At 44.5% G+C, this 13,939-nt stretch carries 12 protein-coding genes; 2 read left to right on the top strand and 10 right to left on the bottom strand.

Going from position 1 to position 13,939, the window contains the following annotated elements; all coding sequences use genetic code 11:
• Positions 1-179: 179 nt before the first annotated feature.
• Positions 180-1,097: a methionyl-tRNA formyltransferase gene (gene fmt, locus ACTJKG_RS25330; RefSeq protein WP_440740740.1), complete on the bottom strand. Its 918-nt coding sequence runs from the start codon at positions 1,095-1,097 to the stop codon at positions 180-182.
• Between the two features lie 118 nt (positions 1,098-1,215).
• Positions 1,216-2,466: an exo-beta-N-acetylmuramidase NamZ family protein gene (locus tag ACTJKG_RS25335; RefSeq protein ID WP_440740741.1), complete on the bottom strand. Its 1,251-nt coding sequence runs from the start codon at positions 2,464-2,466 to the stop codon at positions 1,216-1,218.
• An 85-nt stretch (positions 2,467-2,551) separates the two neighbouring features.
• On the opposite strand from ACTJKG_RS25335, the gene ACTJKG_RS25340 reads away from it, so the two are divergent.
• Positions 2,552-3,772, top strand: coding sequence for an ABC transporter permease (locus ACTJKG_RS25340; RefSeq protein WP_440740742.1), 1,221 nt, complete (start codon positions 2,552-2,554; stop codon positions 3,770-3,772).
• A 141-nt stretch (positions 3,773-3,913) separates the two neighbouring features.
• Here ACTJKG_RS25340 and ACTJKG_RS25345 read toward each other — a convergent pair whose 3' ends face one another.
• From ACTJKG_RS25345 to ACTJKG_RS25370, 6 genes are all read right to left on the bottom strand, one after another.
• Complete coding sequence (locus ACTJKG_RS25345; protein ID WP_172336281.1) at positions 3,914-5,407, bottom strand: outer membrane beta-barrel protein; 1,494 nt, start codon at positions 5,405-5,407, stop codon at positions 3,914-3,916.
• Positions 5,400-5,954, bottom strand: a complete 555-nt coding sequence (locus ACTJKG_RS25350) for an RNA polymerase sigma factor (RefSeq protein ID WP_440740743.1) — start codon at positions 5,952-5,954, stop codon at positions 5,400-5,402. Before ACTJKG_RS25350 ends, ACTJKG_RS25345 begins: the two co-directional genes overlap by 8 nt.
• A 235-nt stretch (positions 5,955-6,189) precedes the next feature.
• Complete coding sequence (locus tag ACTJKG_RS25355) at positions 6,190-6,666, bottom strand: hypothetical protein (RefSeq protein ID WP_440740744.1); 477 nt, start codon at positions 6,664-6,666, stop codon at positions 6,190-6,192.
• A 43-nt stretch (positions 6,667-6,709) separates the two neighbouring features.
• Positions 6,710-7,513 carry a nucleoside triphosphate pyrophosphohydrolase gene (gene mazG, locus ACTJKG_RS25360; RefSeq protein WP_440740745.1) on the bottom strand — a complete coding sequence of 268 codons (804 nt, stop codon included), beginning with the start codon at positions 7,511-7,513 and terminating at the stop codon, positions 6,710-6,712.
• Between the two features lie 185 nt (positions 7,514-7,698).
• Positions 7,699-8,379, bottom strand: a complete 681-nt coding sequence (gene mnmD / locus ACTJKG_RS25365) for a tRNA (5-methylaminomethyl-2-thiouridine)(34)-methyltransferase MnmD (RefSeq protein WP_172336277.1) — start codon at positions 8,377-8,379, stop codon at positions 7,699-7,701.
• Between the two features lie 115 nt (positions 8,380-8,494).
• Complete coding sequence (locus tag ACTJKG_RS25370; protein WP_172336276.1) at positions 8,495-9,829, bottom strand: rhodanese-like domain-containing protein; 1,335 nt, start codon at positions 9,827-9,829, stop codon at positions 8,495-8,497.
• A gap of 196 nt (positions 9,830-10,025) precedes the next feature.
• Between ACTJKG_RS25370 and ACTJKG_RS25375 the strand changes: the two genes are divergently transcribed.
• Positions 10,026-10,346, top strand: a complete 321-nt coding sequence (locus ACTJKG_RS25375; protein ID WP_440740746.1) for a hypothetical protein — start codon at positions 10,026-10,028, stop codon at positions 10,344-10,346.
• A 190-nt stretch (positions 10,347-10,536) separates the two neighbouring features.
• On the opposite strand, the gene ACTJKG_RS25380 is transcribed toward ACTJKG_RS25375, so the two are convergent.
• Together ACTJKG_RS25380 and ACTJKG_RS25385 are read right to left on the bottom strand one after the other, a co-directional pair.
• Entirely contained in the window at positions 10,537-10,890 is a 354-nt protein-coding gene (locus ACTJKG_RS25380; protein ID WP_172336274.1) for a DUF2200 domain-containing protein, read from the bottom strand.
• A 452-nt stretch (positions 10,891-11,342) separates the two neighbouring features.
• Entirely contained in the window at positions 11,343-13,415 is a 2,073-nt protein-coding gene (locus ACTJKG_RS25385; protein ID WP_440740747.1) for a M13 family metallopeptidase, read from the bottom strand.
• Positions 13,416-13,939: the final 524 nt, after the last annotated feature.

Raw genomic sequence — 13,939 nt, forward strand, 5'->3', positions numbered from 1 at the left:
AAGATAAAATAGCCCAGTAGGGGCTAAAGCTTTGTAGAAAAAAAATCTTTTGTTCCTCTGGAACAGAAATAAATGATTTAAGATAAAATAGCCCAGTAGGGGCTAAAGCTTTGTAGAAAAAAATAATTCAAATCTTTGCTCCATCGGAGCAAAACTTAACCAGTTATAAAATCTCCCTTTTACAACCTCATCCCCCTCAAAAAATCTTCAATACCCATGCGTTTTTTGCCTTCCATCTGAATATCGGTAACACTGATAAAGCCATCTTTTGCGGCAAATTTCAGGTAGGTTTTATTATCGGTAAGAAAACCGCCCGGTTGTATGGCGGGTTCTTGCTCTTGTAGTTCGGAACCGTATATCTTTAAAACTTTGCCGTTAAGCTCGGTATAAGCGGTAGGGATAGGACTGAGCCCGCGTATCTTGTTATAGATGCTTTGAGCTGGTTGTGTCCAGTCGATAAGGCAATCTTCTTTGAAAATTTTTGGCGCATGCTTCAGCTCTTCGCCGGTGAGCAAGGCGGTTTGCGGGTGCTCGTGGTAACGACCGCTTTCCACCGCTTTTACGGTTTTTACCAGCAAACCTGCGCCCTTGTTCATGAGCCAGTCGTGCAGCATACCGGCCGTTTCGTGACCGTTCAGGGTTACCTTTTCGGTAAACAGCACATCGCCGGTATCAATTTCATGCTTGAGGAAAAATGTGGTGGCGCCGCTTTCCTTTTCGCCGTTGATGAGCACCCAGTTGATAGGGGCCGCACCGCGGTATTGGGGTAGAAGTGATGCATGTAAATTAATAGTACCTTTTGGTGGCATGGCCCAAACTACCTCGGGTAGCATCCGGAAGGCTACAACCACTTGCAAATCGGCGTTGAGCGCTTTCAGCTCGGCCAAAAACTCAGGGTTTTTCAATTTTTCAGGTTGCAATACTTTCAGTCCGTTGGCTACCGCATATTGTTTCACTGCCGATTCGCTTACCTTTTGTCCGCGACCCGCCGGTTTATCCGGTGCGGTAACTACACCAACAATATTGCTGCCTGCCTTAATCAACTCATCTAACGATGCAACGGCAAACTCGGGGGTACCCATAAATACAATTCTCATGCTATTCTTTTTTTGGGGTATCAAGTAGTTAGTATCAAGTATCAAGATTTTGCCAGTATGGTTATTGAACTTTGTTTTAAAAAGTCTTGATACTTGATACTAATTACTTGATACTATCTTATTCGTATAATAAATATTTGCGCCTTACGGTTTTAAATTTGTTTAGTCCGGGTTCCCAGCTTTTGCGGATCTCCTCTTCACTTTTCCCTGCCTCAATCTGCTTCCGTAATTCGGGAGTGCCGGCCAGTTTGGTAAAATAGGCGTTAAAAAAATGCGCTTTATCTGGAAACGCTTTGTATAGCTCCATCAGTAACGATAGATCAAGCCGCCCTTTCTTGCGGATCATATCTGTACTCCGTTCTTTTAAGTCCACCCCAAAACATTCTTTGTCTTTCTGCGGCGGATCTTCGCTCATGCCCTTAATACTTACCGGGGTGAACGAAAATGTATATTTCCCTTTTAACAAAGGATGACCTACCTCCAGGAAAGGAAAAAATGTACCGCGACCCAGGCTAAATGTAGTGCCTTCAAACAAACATACGCTTGGATACAGGATGATGGATTGATCGGTATTTAAATTTGGCGACGGATTTACCGGTAACCTGTAAGGTAAAGCGTGTTTGTAATTGGCTACCTTAATGACCTTTAATTTGCACTTGATGCCATCCTTTAACCAGCCTTCGCCGTTGATCATTTGGGCATATTCGGCAATGGTCATGCCGTGACTGATGGGGATGGGGTGCATGGCTACAAAGACGCGGGGCACATTGGCTGTATCCAGTATGGGGCCATCAATCAGGTAGCCGTTAGGATTGGGCCTGTCCAGAATCATGAGCTCGATATTGTTTTCGGCACAGGCCTCCATTACGTAGTGCAGGGTTGATATGTAGGTGTAGAAACGAACGCCCACATCTTGAAGGTCAAATATCATCAGGTCGATACCCTTTAGGTCCTCCGCTGTAGGTTTATAGTGTTTGTTGCCATAAAGGGATATCACCGGCAAACCTGTTTTGGTATCAACATCATCGCTTACGCTGGCGCCGTTGCTGGCATTCCCCCTAAAACCATGTTCGGGGCCGAATACCTTTTTTATGGTAATACCGGCATGCAGCAAACTATCTACGCTCGACTTTAAATTTTTGCCAATAACAGAAGTTTGATTTACTACCATCCCAATATTTTTTCCTTTAAGATAGTTAATATACAGCGGAACCTGGTCGGCGCCAGTGATTATTCCAGTGATTATTTCTTCGTTGGGTTTAGTTTTTGCAGAGTCGCAGCCGGTGCAGGCAGCTGGGCTACCGCATGCCGTATTTGCCCATAAAACCATTATAAAAGCACATTGCAGTAAAATACGTGTTCGTAGCATAAAATATTATGTTTAAACAATTTTTAAAGTAGCAGGTTTAGCAGCAAAACCGCATATTTGCGAAGGTACAAAAAATCATTCTGCATTGAGTTTCGCCTCTTTTATATCAGCCCGGATAACTTTTAAGTCAAAACGCACCTTTTCAAAGCTGATTGTGCGCATTGCCATTATTGGTATTATGCTGGGTTTGGGAGTGATGATACTATCGCTGGCCATTGTGAAAGGCTTTAAACGCGAGATCCGTGAAAAGATCCGTGGTTTTGCCGGCGACATCAGGGTAGTGAAATTTGATCTGAACAGCTCGTACGAAAGCTCCCCTTTCCTTGCCGACCCTAAATTTGAAGGTCGGGCGATGAAAAGCCCGTTCATCACCAGGATAATGCCTTTTGCTACCAAACCGGGTATTATTAAGGCGAATAATGAAATAGAAGGGGTAGTACTGAAAGGCGTGGATAAAAACTACGATTGGAGCTATTTTAAGAAAACCATGATAGCCGGTGATGTGATCAACTTTACCGACTCGGTAGAAGCTCAAAAAGAGATCATGCTATCGCAAACTACGGCAAACCGCCTCAAATTAAAGGTGGGCGATAAACTGCTGATGTATTTTGTGCAGGAGCCATTGCGTAAGCGACAGTTTAAAATAAAGGGGATATTTAGTATCGGGGTGGAAGAGGTGGATAAAACTTTTGTCATCGGCTCCTTATCACTGATCAATAGACTTAACGACTGGAAGCCCGGCGAAATTGGAGAGTATGAATTGCACGTATCAGATTTTAACCAGGTTGACTATGCCGCCAACCGCCTGGATGAGATACTGCCTGTAAAACTACGCTCCTACACGGTAGGCGAGGATTATCCTGCCATATTTGAATGGCTCAACCTGCTAGATGTAAACTCTGTAGTGATGCTGGTGCTGATGGTGATTGTAGCGGTGATCAATATGATATCGGCATTGCTTATCATGATCCTGGAACGCACCTCTATGATAGGCATGTTTAAGGCCATGGGTGCCACCAACTGGAATATACAAAAGGTGTTTTTGTTTAATGCCACTTATCTTATTGGCTTAGGGTTGTTACTGGGTAACGCGCTGGGCCTGGGCCTGGGTTTCTTTCAGCAGCAAACCCACTTTTTTAAGCTCGACCAGGCATCATATTACATGACCTTTGTACCCGTGGAGTTTACTTTCGGCGATATTTTCCTGCTCAATTTAGGTACGCTGGTTATTTGCCTGTTAGTGCTCTTCATCCCATCTATGCTGGTAAGCAAAATATCACCGGTAAAAGCTATCAGGTTTAAGTAGGAATTTTAAGATTAGTATCAAGTAGCTAGTATCAAGTATCACGACTTTTTAATAGCAGTATTCGATAACCAACCCAGTAAAATCAATCTTGATACTTGATACTAGCTACTTGATACCACCTCTGCTACTTGATACTAAATCTTACTTCTTCCCTGTAAAATTAAATTTCAAATTTAAACCTGCCGAACCGAATTGGATCTGTTGTGAACCGAGGCCATCAATAGGGTATTTTAAGAATGGCTCGATGATCAAACGGTTGCCTTTACCCACAGGGGTACCTATACCGAAAGATACGTTGAGCATTTTGGCAAAATAGAAACTGTTGAAGCTTTTGCGGCTTACATCTTCTGTTGTTTGGGTAGAAGCCCCGGCCGAATAACCATACACCGAAGTATAAGCCTCGTTGATAAATGTACCCGAGCTTAGACCTGCCGAAATATAGGCGTCGGTTTTTTGCGGGTTAAATTCATATTTGAGGTTTACCGGGATATCCAAACCAACTAAGCTGGCATTGTAGTTTTTAAGCACCGGGAACGACGAGTTGGCGGTAAATAAACTTTCCTTATCATAAGGTGCAAAGGCCTGCGGTGTCTTAGCCAGGGCATCAAGGCTTGAAGTGGGCGGCGTACTTCCATTATAACTTAACGTATTTTGAGCCAGCATCACCCCTGTTGACAGTTTTAAATTTTTACTCAGCCTGATATCAGAAGTAACACCCGCGCCCGCGTTCACCTGGTTACGGCTGCCTTTAGCGTAGTTAAAAAATGTTGCTGCGTATACGCCAAAACGTACTTTTTTATCTACCTCATAATCCTGTTTGTTTTTTTGCGGTTGTTGGGCCTGTTCCTGGGCAAACAGCGCTTCCATACCTTTTTTAGGTGACTGTGTGGGTTGCTGATTAAGCATGATAGAACCTTTGGTCGCAGCCGGAGACGTTACAGGAGGCTGTTGCGTGTTGGCTTTGGCTATCACCGTTTTTACACTGTCAGCCGGCTTTGCTTTTTTAATTGGATCGGTAATAATTGTATTTGAGCTTTTGGCGGCAGCTGCGTATTGCTGCGCGTTTGCTTTGCTGATGACGTTTTTAGTGCTGTCAACAGTTGGTTTGGATTTGATAACAGGAGCAACCTGAGTATAAGTGGTAGCCGGCAAAGGCTGGTTTGTAGTAGTAGTTTTAGCATAAGCAGGCACCTGATTTGTTTGCGCTCCCGGTATGGCAGGAGTTGGTTTATTAATCGTTGCTTCGTGGGCAGGTTTTTTTGTTGCGGCTAAAGGGGCTGCACCAGCATCAGGAGTGTTATGTTTATCAGCCGGAGCTTTTGTTGTAGCTAATGATACAGCGCTATCTGCGGTTGTAATTTGTTCTGTTGATTTTTTTACAGGTTTTACGGCCAGCGTAGTATCCGCAGGCTGTTTTTTACCGATCATCCAAAAACCAATGCTTAAAAATAGCAGCATACCAGCCGCCGCGCTTGCCCACCATAACCTGGCAACCGGACGTTTCTTTTCCATTTCAGGAAATTTTTCCCTGAGCAGTAACCAACCTTCATCAGCAGAAGGAAACGAGGCGTCGTCAAAATTATCAAACACCTCCCTGATGCGGTTGGTTAAGTCGTTATCCAACTGCTCATCCATGGTTTTGTGTCTCTTTTCTTAACATTTTTCTTAATCTTTCTTTTGCCCGGCTCAGATAAACCCTTGATGAGCTTACCGGAATAGCGAGCATGTTTGCAATTTCGTCGTGATTGTATCCGTCTATCTCGTATAAATTAAAGATGGTAAGCTGAATTGCAGGCAGCTCATTCATCAGTTTTAAAATATCCTGCACATTTAAATTATCAACTGTGCCCACATTGCTGCTAAGGGGAGCAGCATTATCCAGATCAACATTAAGCTGAAATTTAAGGTCTTTACGCCTGCGGTCAATAGCGGTATTAACCACTATGGTGCGTAACCAGGCTTTAAAGGGTTTATCAACGTGATAACTGTGTATGGCATTGAAAACCTTTATAAAGGCGTCATTTACAGCTTCTAATGCATCGTCCCGGTTTAAACTGTAACGCAAACTTATACCCATAGCATAGCCATAGAATTGCTTATACAGCATTTCCTGGTACTTTAAGCTGCCTGTTTTGCATTGGCTGATGATCTCTTCTTCAGTAATGCGAGGGGGTGAATGCATTAAATATATTTAATTCCGCCTATAAATTTTTGTTGTTGATCTATAGTGCCTTACGTAATAAGGTGCCTTATTGATACATGTAAAAATAATATTTTTTAAATGATCAATTTTTGCCCTCAATAGCTAAAAGATCAGTAGTGTTCTGAATACTACTGATCTTTACTATCCATATAGGCAGATGTTAATAATAAAAGGCTACCTCTGTAAAGAGGCAACCTTGAAATTAAAACAATAACTAGTTTGCGGCTTTATAAAGATCATAAAACCAGACAGAATCCTGTGTTGAATTGTTATTTGGGCGTATAAACTGAAGTCGTGTCGCATTAACCCCCACTTGATATACACCGATCAAACGGGTTAATGGTTGAGGCCCCGGCACATAAGTACTATCAGTAAAACCTATAAGCTGACCATTATATTGAAAGCTTCCTCTGCTTAGCGCATGTATGGTAGAAGTAGACCTGGTTACAGTAAATAAGTTTGGCTGTCTTAGTGTTACAGAAAACAATGGGTCTTTTTTTACTGTATCATAAGCAGAGCTGTTTGCTTTTCTTACAAGTAGCTTGAAAGTTCCGCTAAAAGTGCCAAATGGCGGTGTTGGCGCAGGAATTGGATCGTTTTTAGTTGAACAGGCTTCGCCTAAAACTATCAATGCAAATAATGGCAATAATAAAAATAAATTTCGCTTCATAATCTTCATCTTTTTTACCATTACGGGGCGATTTATTAAAACGATACACCAGGGTTAAAAGTTTTTATAACTTTTTTGCCTCATCCCAAAATACATCCATCTCGGCCAGGGTCATGTCCTGTAGTTGTTTGCCGTTTTCTTTGGCTTTAAGTTCCAGATACTGAAAGCGTTTGATGAATTTTTTATTTGTTTTTTCCAGCGCGTTCTCTGGGTTGATATTGATAAAACGGGCATAATTGATGAGCGAGAATAGCAAGTCGCCAAATTCGCCTTCGGCTTTTTCATGGTCGATGGTGCTTTCATCCTCGGCGTTAAATTCATTTTTGAACTCCTGCATCTCTTCTTCCACCTTGGCCCATACCTGGCTTTTCTCTTCCCAATCAAATCCTACGCCGCGTGCTTTTTCCTGTATGCGCGATGCTTTTACCAGGGCCGGTAACGAAGCGGGTACACCACCCAGTACCGATTTGTTGCCTTCTTTCAGTTTAATCTGTTCCCAGTTGCGTTTTACGTCCTCTTCGTTTTGCACCTCTACATCACCATAAATGTGCGGGTGCCGGTTAATGAGCTTTTCGCATACACTGTTGAGCACATCGGTAATGGTAAAATCATTGGTTTCGGAAGCTATTTTGGCATAAAAAACCAGGTGAAGCATAATATCGCCCAGCTCTTTTTTTATTTCGGGCATGTCTGCACTTAAAATGGCATCGCTCAGTTCGTAGGTTTCTTCTATGGTAAGGTGCCGCAGGCTTTCCAGCGTTTGCTTTTTGTCCCAGGGGCAGTTGGCCCTCAGATCGTCCATAATATGGAGCAGGCGTTCAAATCCGGTGGCAGGGGTATTGGCGGTAGCTGGTGCTTGTAAAGGCATATGTTTAGTTTTTTATGCCGCAAAGATAAGGGTTTTGGGAAGCAAGAAATAAGAATCAGGAATCAAGATAAGAAAGTAAATTAATATGCTGTTCGAAGTCAGAGATTTCGGACAGCGCGTTAAGCAAATTCTGAAAATTTTAAAATTATGTTAATTCTGATTCAGACAAACTCACTACTCATCACTCACAACTCCCTAATCGCCCTCAACATTTCGCGTTTGCCGGGGGCGCCGGGTATTTTTTGGATACTGAAACCCAAACTTTTGAGCATCCTTTTGAGGTTACCGGTGATGGCGTAGGTTACAAATACACCGCCGGGTTTTAAAAAGCTGCTTACATGACTTATGGCAGGCAGTTCCCACATTTCGGGCTGATGCACGGCTGCAAAGGCATCAAAGTATATGATGTCGTATAGTTGGATCGTGGTAAAATCCATCAGTTGGCAATGCGCTACCTGCAATTTAGTATGGGCATCTGTATTTACCTCATTTTTTAAGGCATCGGGGTATTGTTGCAGATAGGTATCCCATAAAGCGGTGGGAATGTATTGCTCATAACCTGTTTGCGACATCATTTCGGCTGTAAGCGGGTAAGCTTCGATTCCGGTATATTGAAGCTTAATTTGATGATTAGTACAGTAAGCCGCACTCAGTAAAAAATTAAGTCCGGTACCAAAGCCAACTTCCAGGATGCTGGCTTCCTGGGCTCCGCTTTGGGCTAAAAAATAATCCAGACCGGCATTTACAAACACATGTAAACTCTCCTGCAAAGCACCATGCCGCGAGTGGTAATGCTCGCCTACCTGTGCGTTGTAGATGGTTTTAGAGCCATCGGCAGTAGTTACTATTTGTAGTTCATGGTTCATAGTTGATAGATCATGGGTTTGGGTTTTGCAGCTATTAGTTTCTATGTGATGAATGATCATTAGCTATAACGACGTTCGAAAGCCATGATCTATGAACCATCAACTATGAACTCCTCTATGCAAACTCCACAATCACCTCGCCCAGGTCATAAACCGGTACCTTGCGTATTTGAGCGGCAACAATGCTGGCTGCCGCGGCAGAGCGGTAACCGGCAGCGCAATGGATCACGATGGGTTTGTCGGTTGGTATTTCGCTAATGCGCTCGCGCAGTTCGGGCAGGGGTATGGTGATGGAGTCTTTAAATACCTTGCCATCATTTACCTCGCCATAGTTGCGTACATCCACAATATGATAGTTTTGGGGATTGGTCCTGAAATCGTCCAGGTCAAGCGTGGCCGATATTTCAGAAGCACGGGCCGGAGCCAGTAATGCTGCTTTGATATTTTTTTCGTAGCCTATTTTGGCCGCTTTTTTAATGAGGATATTCAGACTGTCTTCGCTTTCAGCTATCAGGTAAAAAGCTTCATTGGGGCTTAATATCGAACCCAGCCAGGTTTCAAATTTTTCGCCATCCTGCAGGTTAATAGCGCCCTGGAGATGACCGCTCCTGAACTGTTGTTTCGGGCGCGCGTCAATCACCAGTATATCTTTTCCAAGAGCGGTTTCGGCATTGATCCTGGCAATAGCATCGATGCTTTGCTGTAACAGCGGGGCACCGTTCTTATTCAGATCAACATCATAACCAAAATATTTGGGCGTAAAAGGCTGATCGGTTGTGAGGGTTTTAACAAAGGTCAGTTCGTCCATCAGTTGCAGTGCATAGTTTTCGCGCAGTTCGCGACCGATAGTGCTTTCCAGATCCGGACTCATGTTTTTACCGCATAACGAGCCAGGGCCATGCGCCGGATAAACCACCACGCTTTTAGGCAGCGTCATGAGTTTATGGCGGGTGCTCTGGTACATTTGTTTAGCCAGTTCTTCTTTCTTGGCGGTAATGTTGCCCACGTTCTCACGCAGGTCTGGTCGGCCTACATCGCCTACAAACAGCGTATCGCCGGTAAAAATCGCCGTGTCCTTACCATTTTCGTCTTCCAGCAAAATACAAATGGAATCGGGCGAGTGACCAGGGGTATTGATGGCTTTTAATTTGATATCGTTAAGCTTTATAACATCGCCATCGTCAAAAGTTTCATGCGGATAAATGGCGCCGGTGAGTTTGCTGCAATAAATTACGGCATTGGTGGCCTGGTGAATTTCCAGATGCGAGCTCACAAAATCGGCATGTGGGTGCGTTTCAATAACGCCCACAATATCGGCATCATGCTGACGGGCAAAGTCGTAATAGGGTTGGGGATTACGTGCCGGATCAATAACGATCATTTTACCTGTACGGATCACGGCGTATGATGCATGCGCCAGACCCTTATCATAGAACTGTTGGATAATCATATTATACTACAAAGATAATGCTTTCGGTTGGTTGTAATGTTTGCACCTTGTAAATATTAATACTATGAAAACGATGGAATATGCAGTATTTCAGATGTTTTAAGCCTTTTCCGGGTAAAATAGAAGGTTTAAAAAAGCGTGGGCCCGGTGCGATTCCCTCCCTCGGGGAGGGTAGGGAGGGGTTTATTCGTGGGGCATGGTGTATACCCGCTCTTGGCCGCGGGAAGGCCAGTCACGTTTTTCGTTGTGGTTTGTTTTTTTTGGTACTCAAGAAGGCTTCGCCGTATGTCGCCACAAAAGTAACCAAAAAGGCTTCAGCAGAAATGCTTCTTTGCCGCACAAGGCCTTAGCCCTGCAAACCGGGCAGAACCACGGGCTGCTAAACCTTACCGCTACTTCGTTCGCTTATTATCCCGCGCTTCAGGTAAGGTTCGCAATGCCCTTACAGGCGCACTACCCACCATCGTTCTACCCGCTTTCGCCCGAAGCTTATCTGCTGGCGGGGAAAAGAAGATAAAGAATTTCTTACAATATGTTTGTCATGCTGAACGGAGTGAAGCATCTTTTAAACGATATGCGTGTTTAAGAGTAGATCCTTCGTTCTTCAGGATGACAAACCTGTTAGATGGTGTGTGCATAAATCATGGTAATCCTTTAATCCTAAAAATCATGGTTCAGAAATCAATAATTCAATAATTGGCAAAACCCTACTTCCTCAAGATCTTCTCCATTGCTTTCCCCTTCGCCAGTTCATCAACTAACTTATCTAAATAGCGAACTTGCTGCATCAGTTTGTCTTCAATTTCTTCTACCCGGTACCCGCAGATCATACCTGTAATCTTGGATACATTCGGATTAATTTGCGGTGCCTGGGCAAAAAAGTTTTCAAAATCGGTTTTGTTGTCCAGGTGTTGCTGCAGTGTTTGTTGATTGTACCCGGTGAGCCAGAATATGATCTCATCTACCTCGGCCTTGGTGCGGCCTTTTCTTTCGGCTTTTTGGATGTAGTGCGGATAAACGCCCGCAAATGACATTCTGTAAACTCTTGTAAGGTTGTCCATAATATGGGTGACTTGGTATGTTAAAGTTACAAAACAGAGCTTAAAATTGACAACAAGCTGAAAGCGTGGCCAGGTGTGATTCCCTCCCCCGGGAGGGTAGGGAGGGGTTTATTCGTGAGGCATGTCGTAGAGCGCTCAATTGCCGCTAAGGCTGTTACTTTGTAGCCACAAAGTAACCAAAAGGCTTTCAGCAGAAATGCTTCTTTGCGCTCATAGCCTTTGCCCTGCAAATCAGCCAGAACCAGGGCTGCAATTATTTTGCCCTACTTCGTTCCCGCATCTCCCCGCGCTTAAGCAAAAACTTGCTATGCCCCGCAGCCGCACGGGCAACCATTGTTCTGCCCGCTTTCGCCCGAAGCTTATCTGCTGACGGAGAAAAGGAAAAGGTGATATAAAACAAAAAGTCCGGTAAAACCGGACTTTTTGTTTTATATCACTACTCACTACCCAAACTACCAAACCTTAATCCGGTCTTCCGGTTTCTTGTACATCTTGTCGCCGGGTTGTACGTTGAAGGCTTTGTACCAGGCGTCGATATTGGTGAGTGGCGCGTTGGTGCGGAACTGCTCTGGCGAATGCGGATCGGTGAGGATGCGTTGTGCTGCCGACTCGGGACGCTGCCTGCTGCGCCATACCTGTGCCCATGATAAAAAGAAACGCTGATCGGCCGTAAAGCCGTCTATCTTCTTATTTTCCTGACCTTGTTTGGTTTTTTTGTAGGCTTCGTAAGCGATATTTAAACCACCCAGATCGGCCAGGTTTTCGCCAAGGGTCAACTTGCCGTTAACATGCAGGGTATCAACCACGGTAAATGCATTGTATTGTTCCACTACCTGGTTGGCACGTACTTTAAATTTATCAGCATCGGCTTTTGTCCACCAGTCGCGCAGGGTACCGTCGGCATCATACTGCCGACCCTGATCGTCAAAACCGTGGGTCATTTCGTGTCCTATCACCGCGCCTATACCACCGTAATTAATGGCATCATCGGCCTTAAAATCAAAGAAAGGGAATTGCAGGATACCTGCCGGGAAAACGATCTCGTTATTGGTTGGGTTATAATACGCGTTTACGGTTGGCGGCGTCATACCCCAGCGGGTTTTGTCAACCGGTTTGCCCAGGCGGCTCAGGTTAAAGTTGTAGCGCCATATAGATAATGCTTTCAGGTTAGCGGCATAATCATTACGGTCGATAACCAGGCCCTCATACAGCTCCCATTTATCTGGGTAACCTATTTTTACGGTGAAGGCGGCCAGTTTTTTAAGCGCGCGCTCTTTGGTTTCGGGGCTCATCCATTCCAGGCGTTTAATACGGTCGCCCAGGGTACCTTTCAGGTTGTTCACCAGGTTAATCATGTACTGCTTGGCAGCCGGTGTAAAGTATTTCTCTACAAAAAGCTGTCCCAGCAATTCGCCAATGCTGCCATCAACCAGGCCGCTCATGCGTTCGGTACGTGGGGTTTGTACTTTTTGGCCGGTTAATACCTTGCTGAAATCAAAAGTAGCATTTACAAAAGGCGAACTTAATGATGATGACGCGCCTTTAAGAATGCTCCATTTAAGATAAACTTTCCAGCTATCAACAGGGGCGGCTACCAACAGCGAGTCGGCCGCTTTAAAAAATCCCGGCTGACCAACCAAAACCGTATCCTGACCACTGGCTTTTAGCTGCGGCAACAGGGTGTTCCAGTTTAAGTGCGGGGTGATCTTGCTGAAACCATCAACAGAAAATTTGTTGTAGGTAACGTTAGGGTCGCGCATGGCCACGCGGCTCAGTTGCGCTTTGGCCAGCGTGGTTTCCAGGCCAAAAATAACGTCGGCATTTTTAACGGCATCTTCGTTGCTGGTACCGGTTAGGGTAAATAGTGCTACGATGTATTTTTTGTAGGCGTCCTGGATGGTTTTGGTGCGGGCATCGGATTTGAGGTAATAATCGCGATCGGGTAAACTGGTACCGCCCTGGTTAAAGCCTACTACGTATTTGTTCACATTTTTCTCGTCCTGGCCAACGCCGAATCTGAAAAGCGGGCTACCCTCGCCATTAACACGCTGATAGGTCATCTCGCCGATTACCCCATCGAGGTTGCTGATCTGGTCGATGCGCTGCAGATCGGGTTTTATGGGGTCATAACCGCGTTTTTCGATAGCCAGGCTATCCATACCGCTGGCATACAGATCGCCAACACGCTGCCTTAAGCTGCCTTTGGGCTGTGAGGCGGATGTTTTGCTTACCTCGGCAAGCAGGCCCAGCAATTTATCGGTATTTTCCTGGCGCAGGATATTGAAGCTGCCCCAGCGGGTTTCTTTGGCGGGTATAGCGTTTTGTTTGATCCAGTTACCGTTGGCGTAATCAAAAAAATCATCACCGGGTTTTACGCTCAGATCCATATTGGCCGGATCGATAAACTTTTTGGGGACGGCAGGTTTATGTTTTGGTTTGGGAGATGTACCGCCATCGGCAGCAAAACTGTTGGCCGACAGGGCTAATGCACCCGCCAGCATCACGTAAGACAACTTTAATTTCATGTTAAATGTTAAAAATTAAAGTTAATGATTTGTAGCAGATATGCACAAACCAGCTGATAGAAAATGCTTAGCGGTTAAACCAGTTAATGAAAAAGGAAAGCTTGGATTTTTTTAGAATATCAAGCCAAAAGCGGTGCAGATCCATTGATTTCATGGCTATTTACGGTTGTCGTATTTAAAAACGCAGCAATTGTAAAATTATTGTGATGAAGGGAAGATGAGTAAGGATGGGAGGAACAAAGAGCAAGGATGGGAAGGGAGAGTAAGGCTGCCGTGCAAAATCAGACAACCCCATCGGGGTTAAAGCTTTGTAGAAAAAATTCGGTTTTAAAACAGTGCCATAGGTACTGCACGTCCGTTGCATACCTACGGCATGCCCAATGCTTGTTTTTGTTTACTACAAAGCTTTAACTCCTACGGAGTAATTTAGCTTATTGACATTTTATTGTATCTGGGAAGTAAGCCCGTTGCAGGGCTCAAATAATTTCTGTATATTTAAGTAAGCCGATCTGGTATTCTGCTCT

Origin of the sequence: Mucilaginibacter sp. 22184, from assembly GCF_052045695.1 — a bacterium.
In the GTDB taxonomy this organism is placed as follows: domain Bacteria; phylum Bacteroidota; class Bacteroidia; order Sphingobacteriales; family Sphingobacteriaceae; genus Mucilaginibacter.

What these genes read in the sequence shown, in the direction of transcription:
- fmt (WP_440740740.1), bottom strand. Translation starts at nt 1,097, where the DNA reads ATGAGAATTGTATTTATGGGTACCCCCGAGTTTGCCGTTGCATCGTTA.
- ACTJKG_RS25335 (WP_440740741.1), bottom strand. Translation starts at nt 2,466, where the DNA reads ATGCTACGAACACGTATTTTACTGCAATGTGCTTTTATAATGGTTTTA.
- ACTJKG_RS25345 (WP_172336281.1), bottom strand. Translation starts at nt 5,407, where the DNA reads ATGGATGAGCAGTTGGATAACGACTTAACCAACCGCATCAGGGAGGTG.
- ACTJKG_RS25350 (WP_440740743.1), bottom strand. Translation starts at nt 5,954, where the DNA reads ATGCATTCACCCCCTCGCATTACTGAAGAAGAGATCATCAGCCAATGC.
- ACTJKG_RS25355 (WP_440740744.1), bottom strand. Translation starts at nt 6,666, where the DNA reads ATGGTAAAAAAGATGAAGATTATGAAGCGAAATTTATTTTTATTATTG.
- mazG (WP_440740745.1), bottom strand. Translation starts at nt 7,513, where the DNA reads ATGCCTTTACAAGCACCAGCTACCGCCAATACCCCTGCCACCGGATTT.
- mnmD (WP_172336277.1), bottom strand. Translation starts at nt 8,379, where the DNA reads ATGAACCATGAACTACAAATAGTAACTACTGCCGATGGCTCTAAAACC.
- ACTJKG_RS25370 (WP_172336276.1), bottom strand. Translation starts at nt 9,829, where the DNA reads ATGATTATCCAACAGTTCTATGATAAGGGTCTGGCGCATGCATCATAC.
- ACTJKG_RS25375 (WP_440740746.1), top strand. Translation starts at nt 10,026, where the DNA reads ATGGTGTATACCCGCTCTTGGCCGCGGGAAGGCCAGTCACGTTTTTCG.
- ACTJKG_RS25380 (WP_172336274.1), bottom strand. Translation starts at nt 10,890, where the DNA reads ATGGACAACCTTACAAGAGTTTACAGAATGTCATTTGCGGGCGTTTAT.
- ACTJKG_RS25385 (WP_440740747.1), bottom strand. Translation starts at nt 13,415, where the DNA reads ATGAAATTAAAGTTGTCTTACGTGATGCTGGCGGGTGCATTAGCCCTG.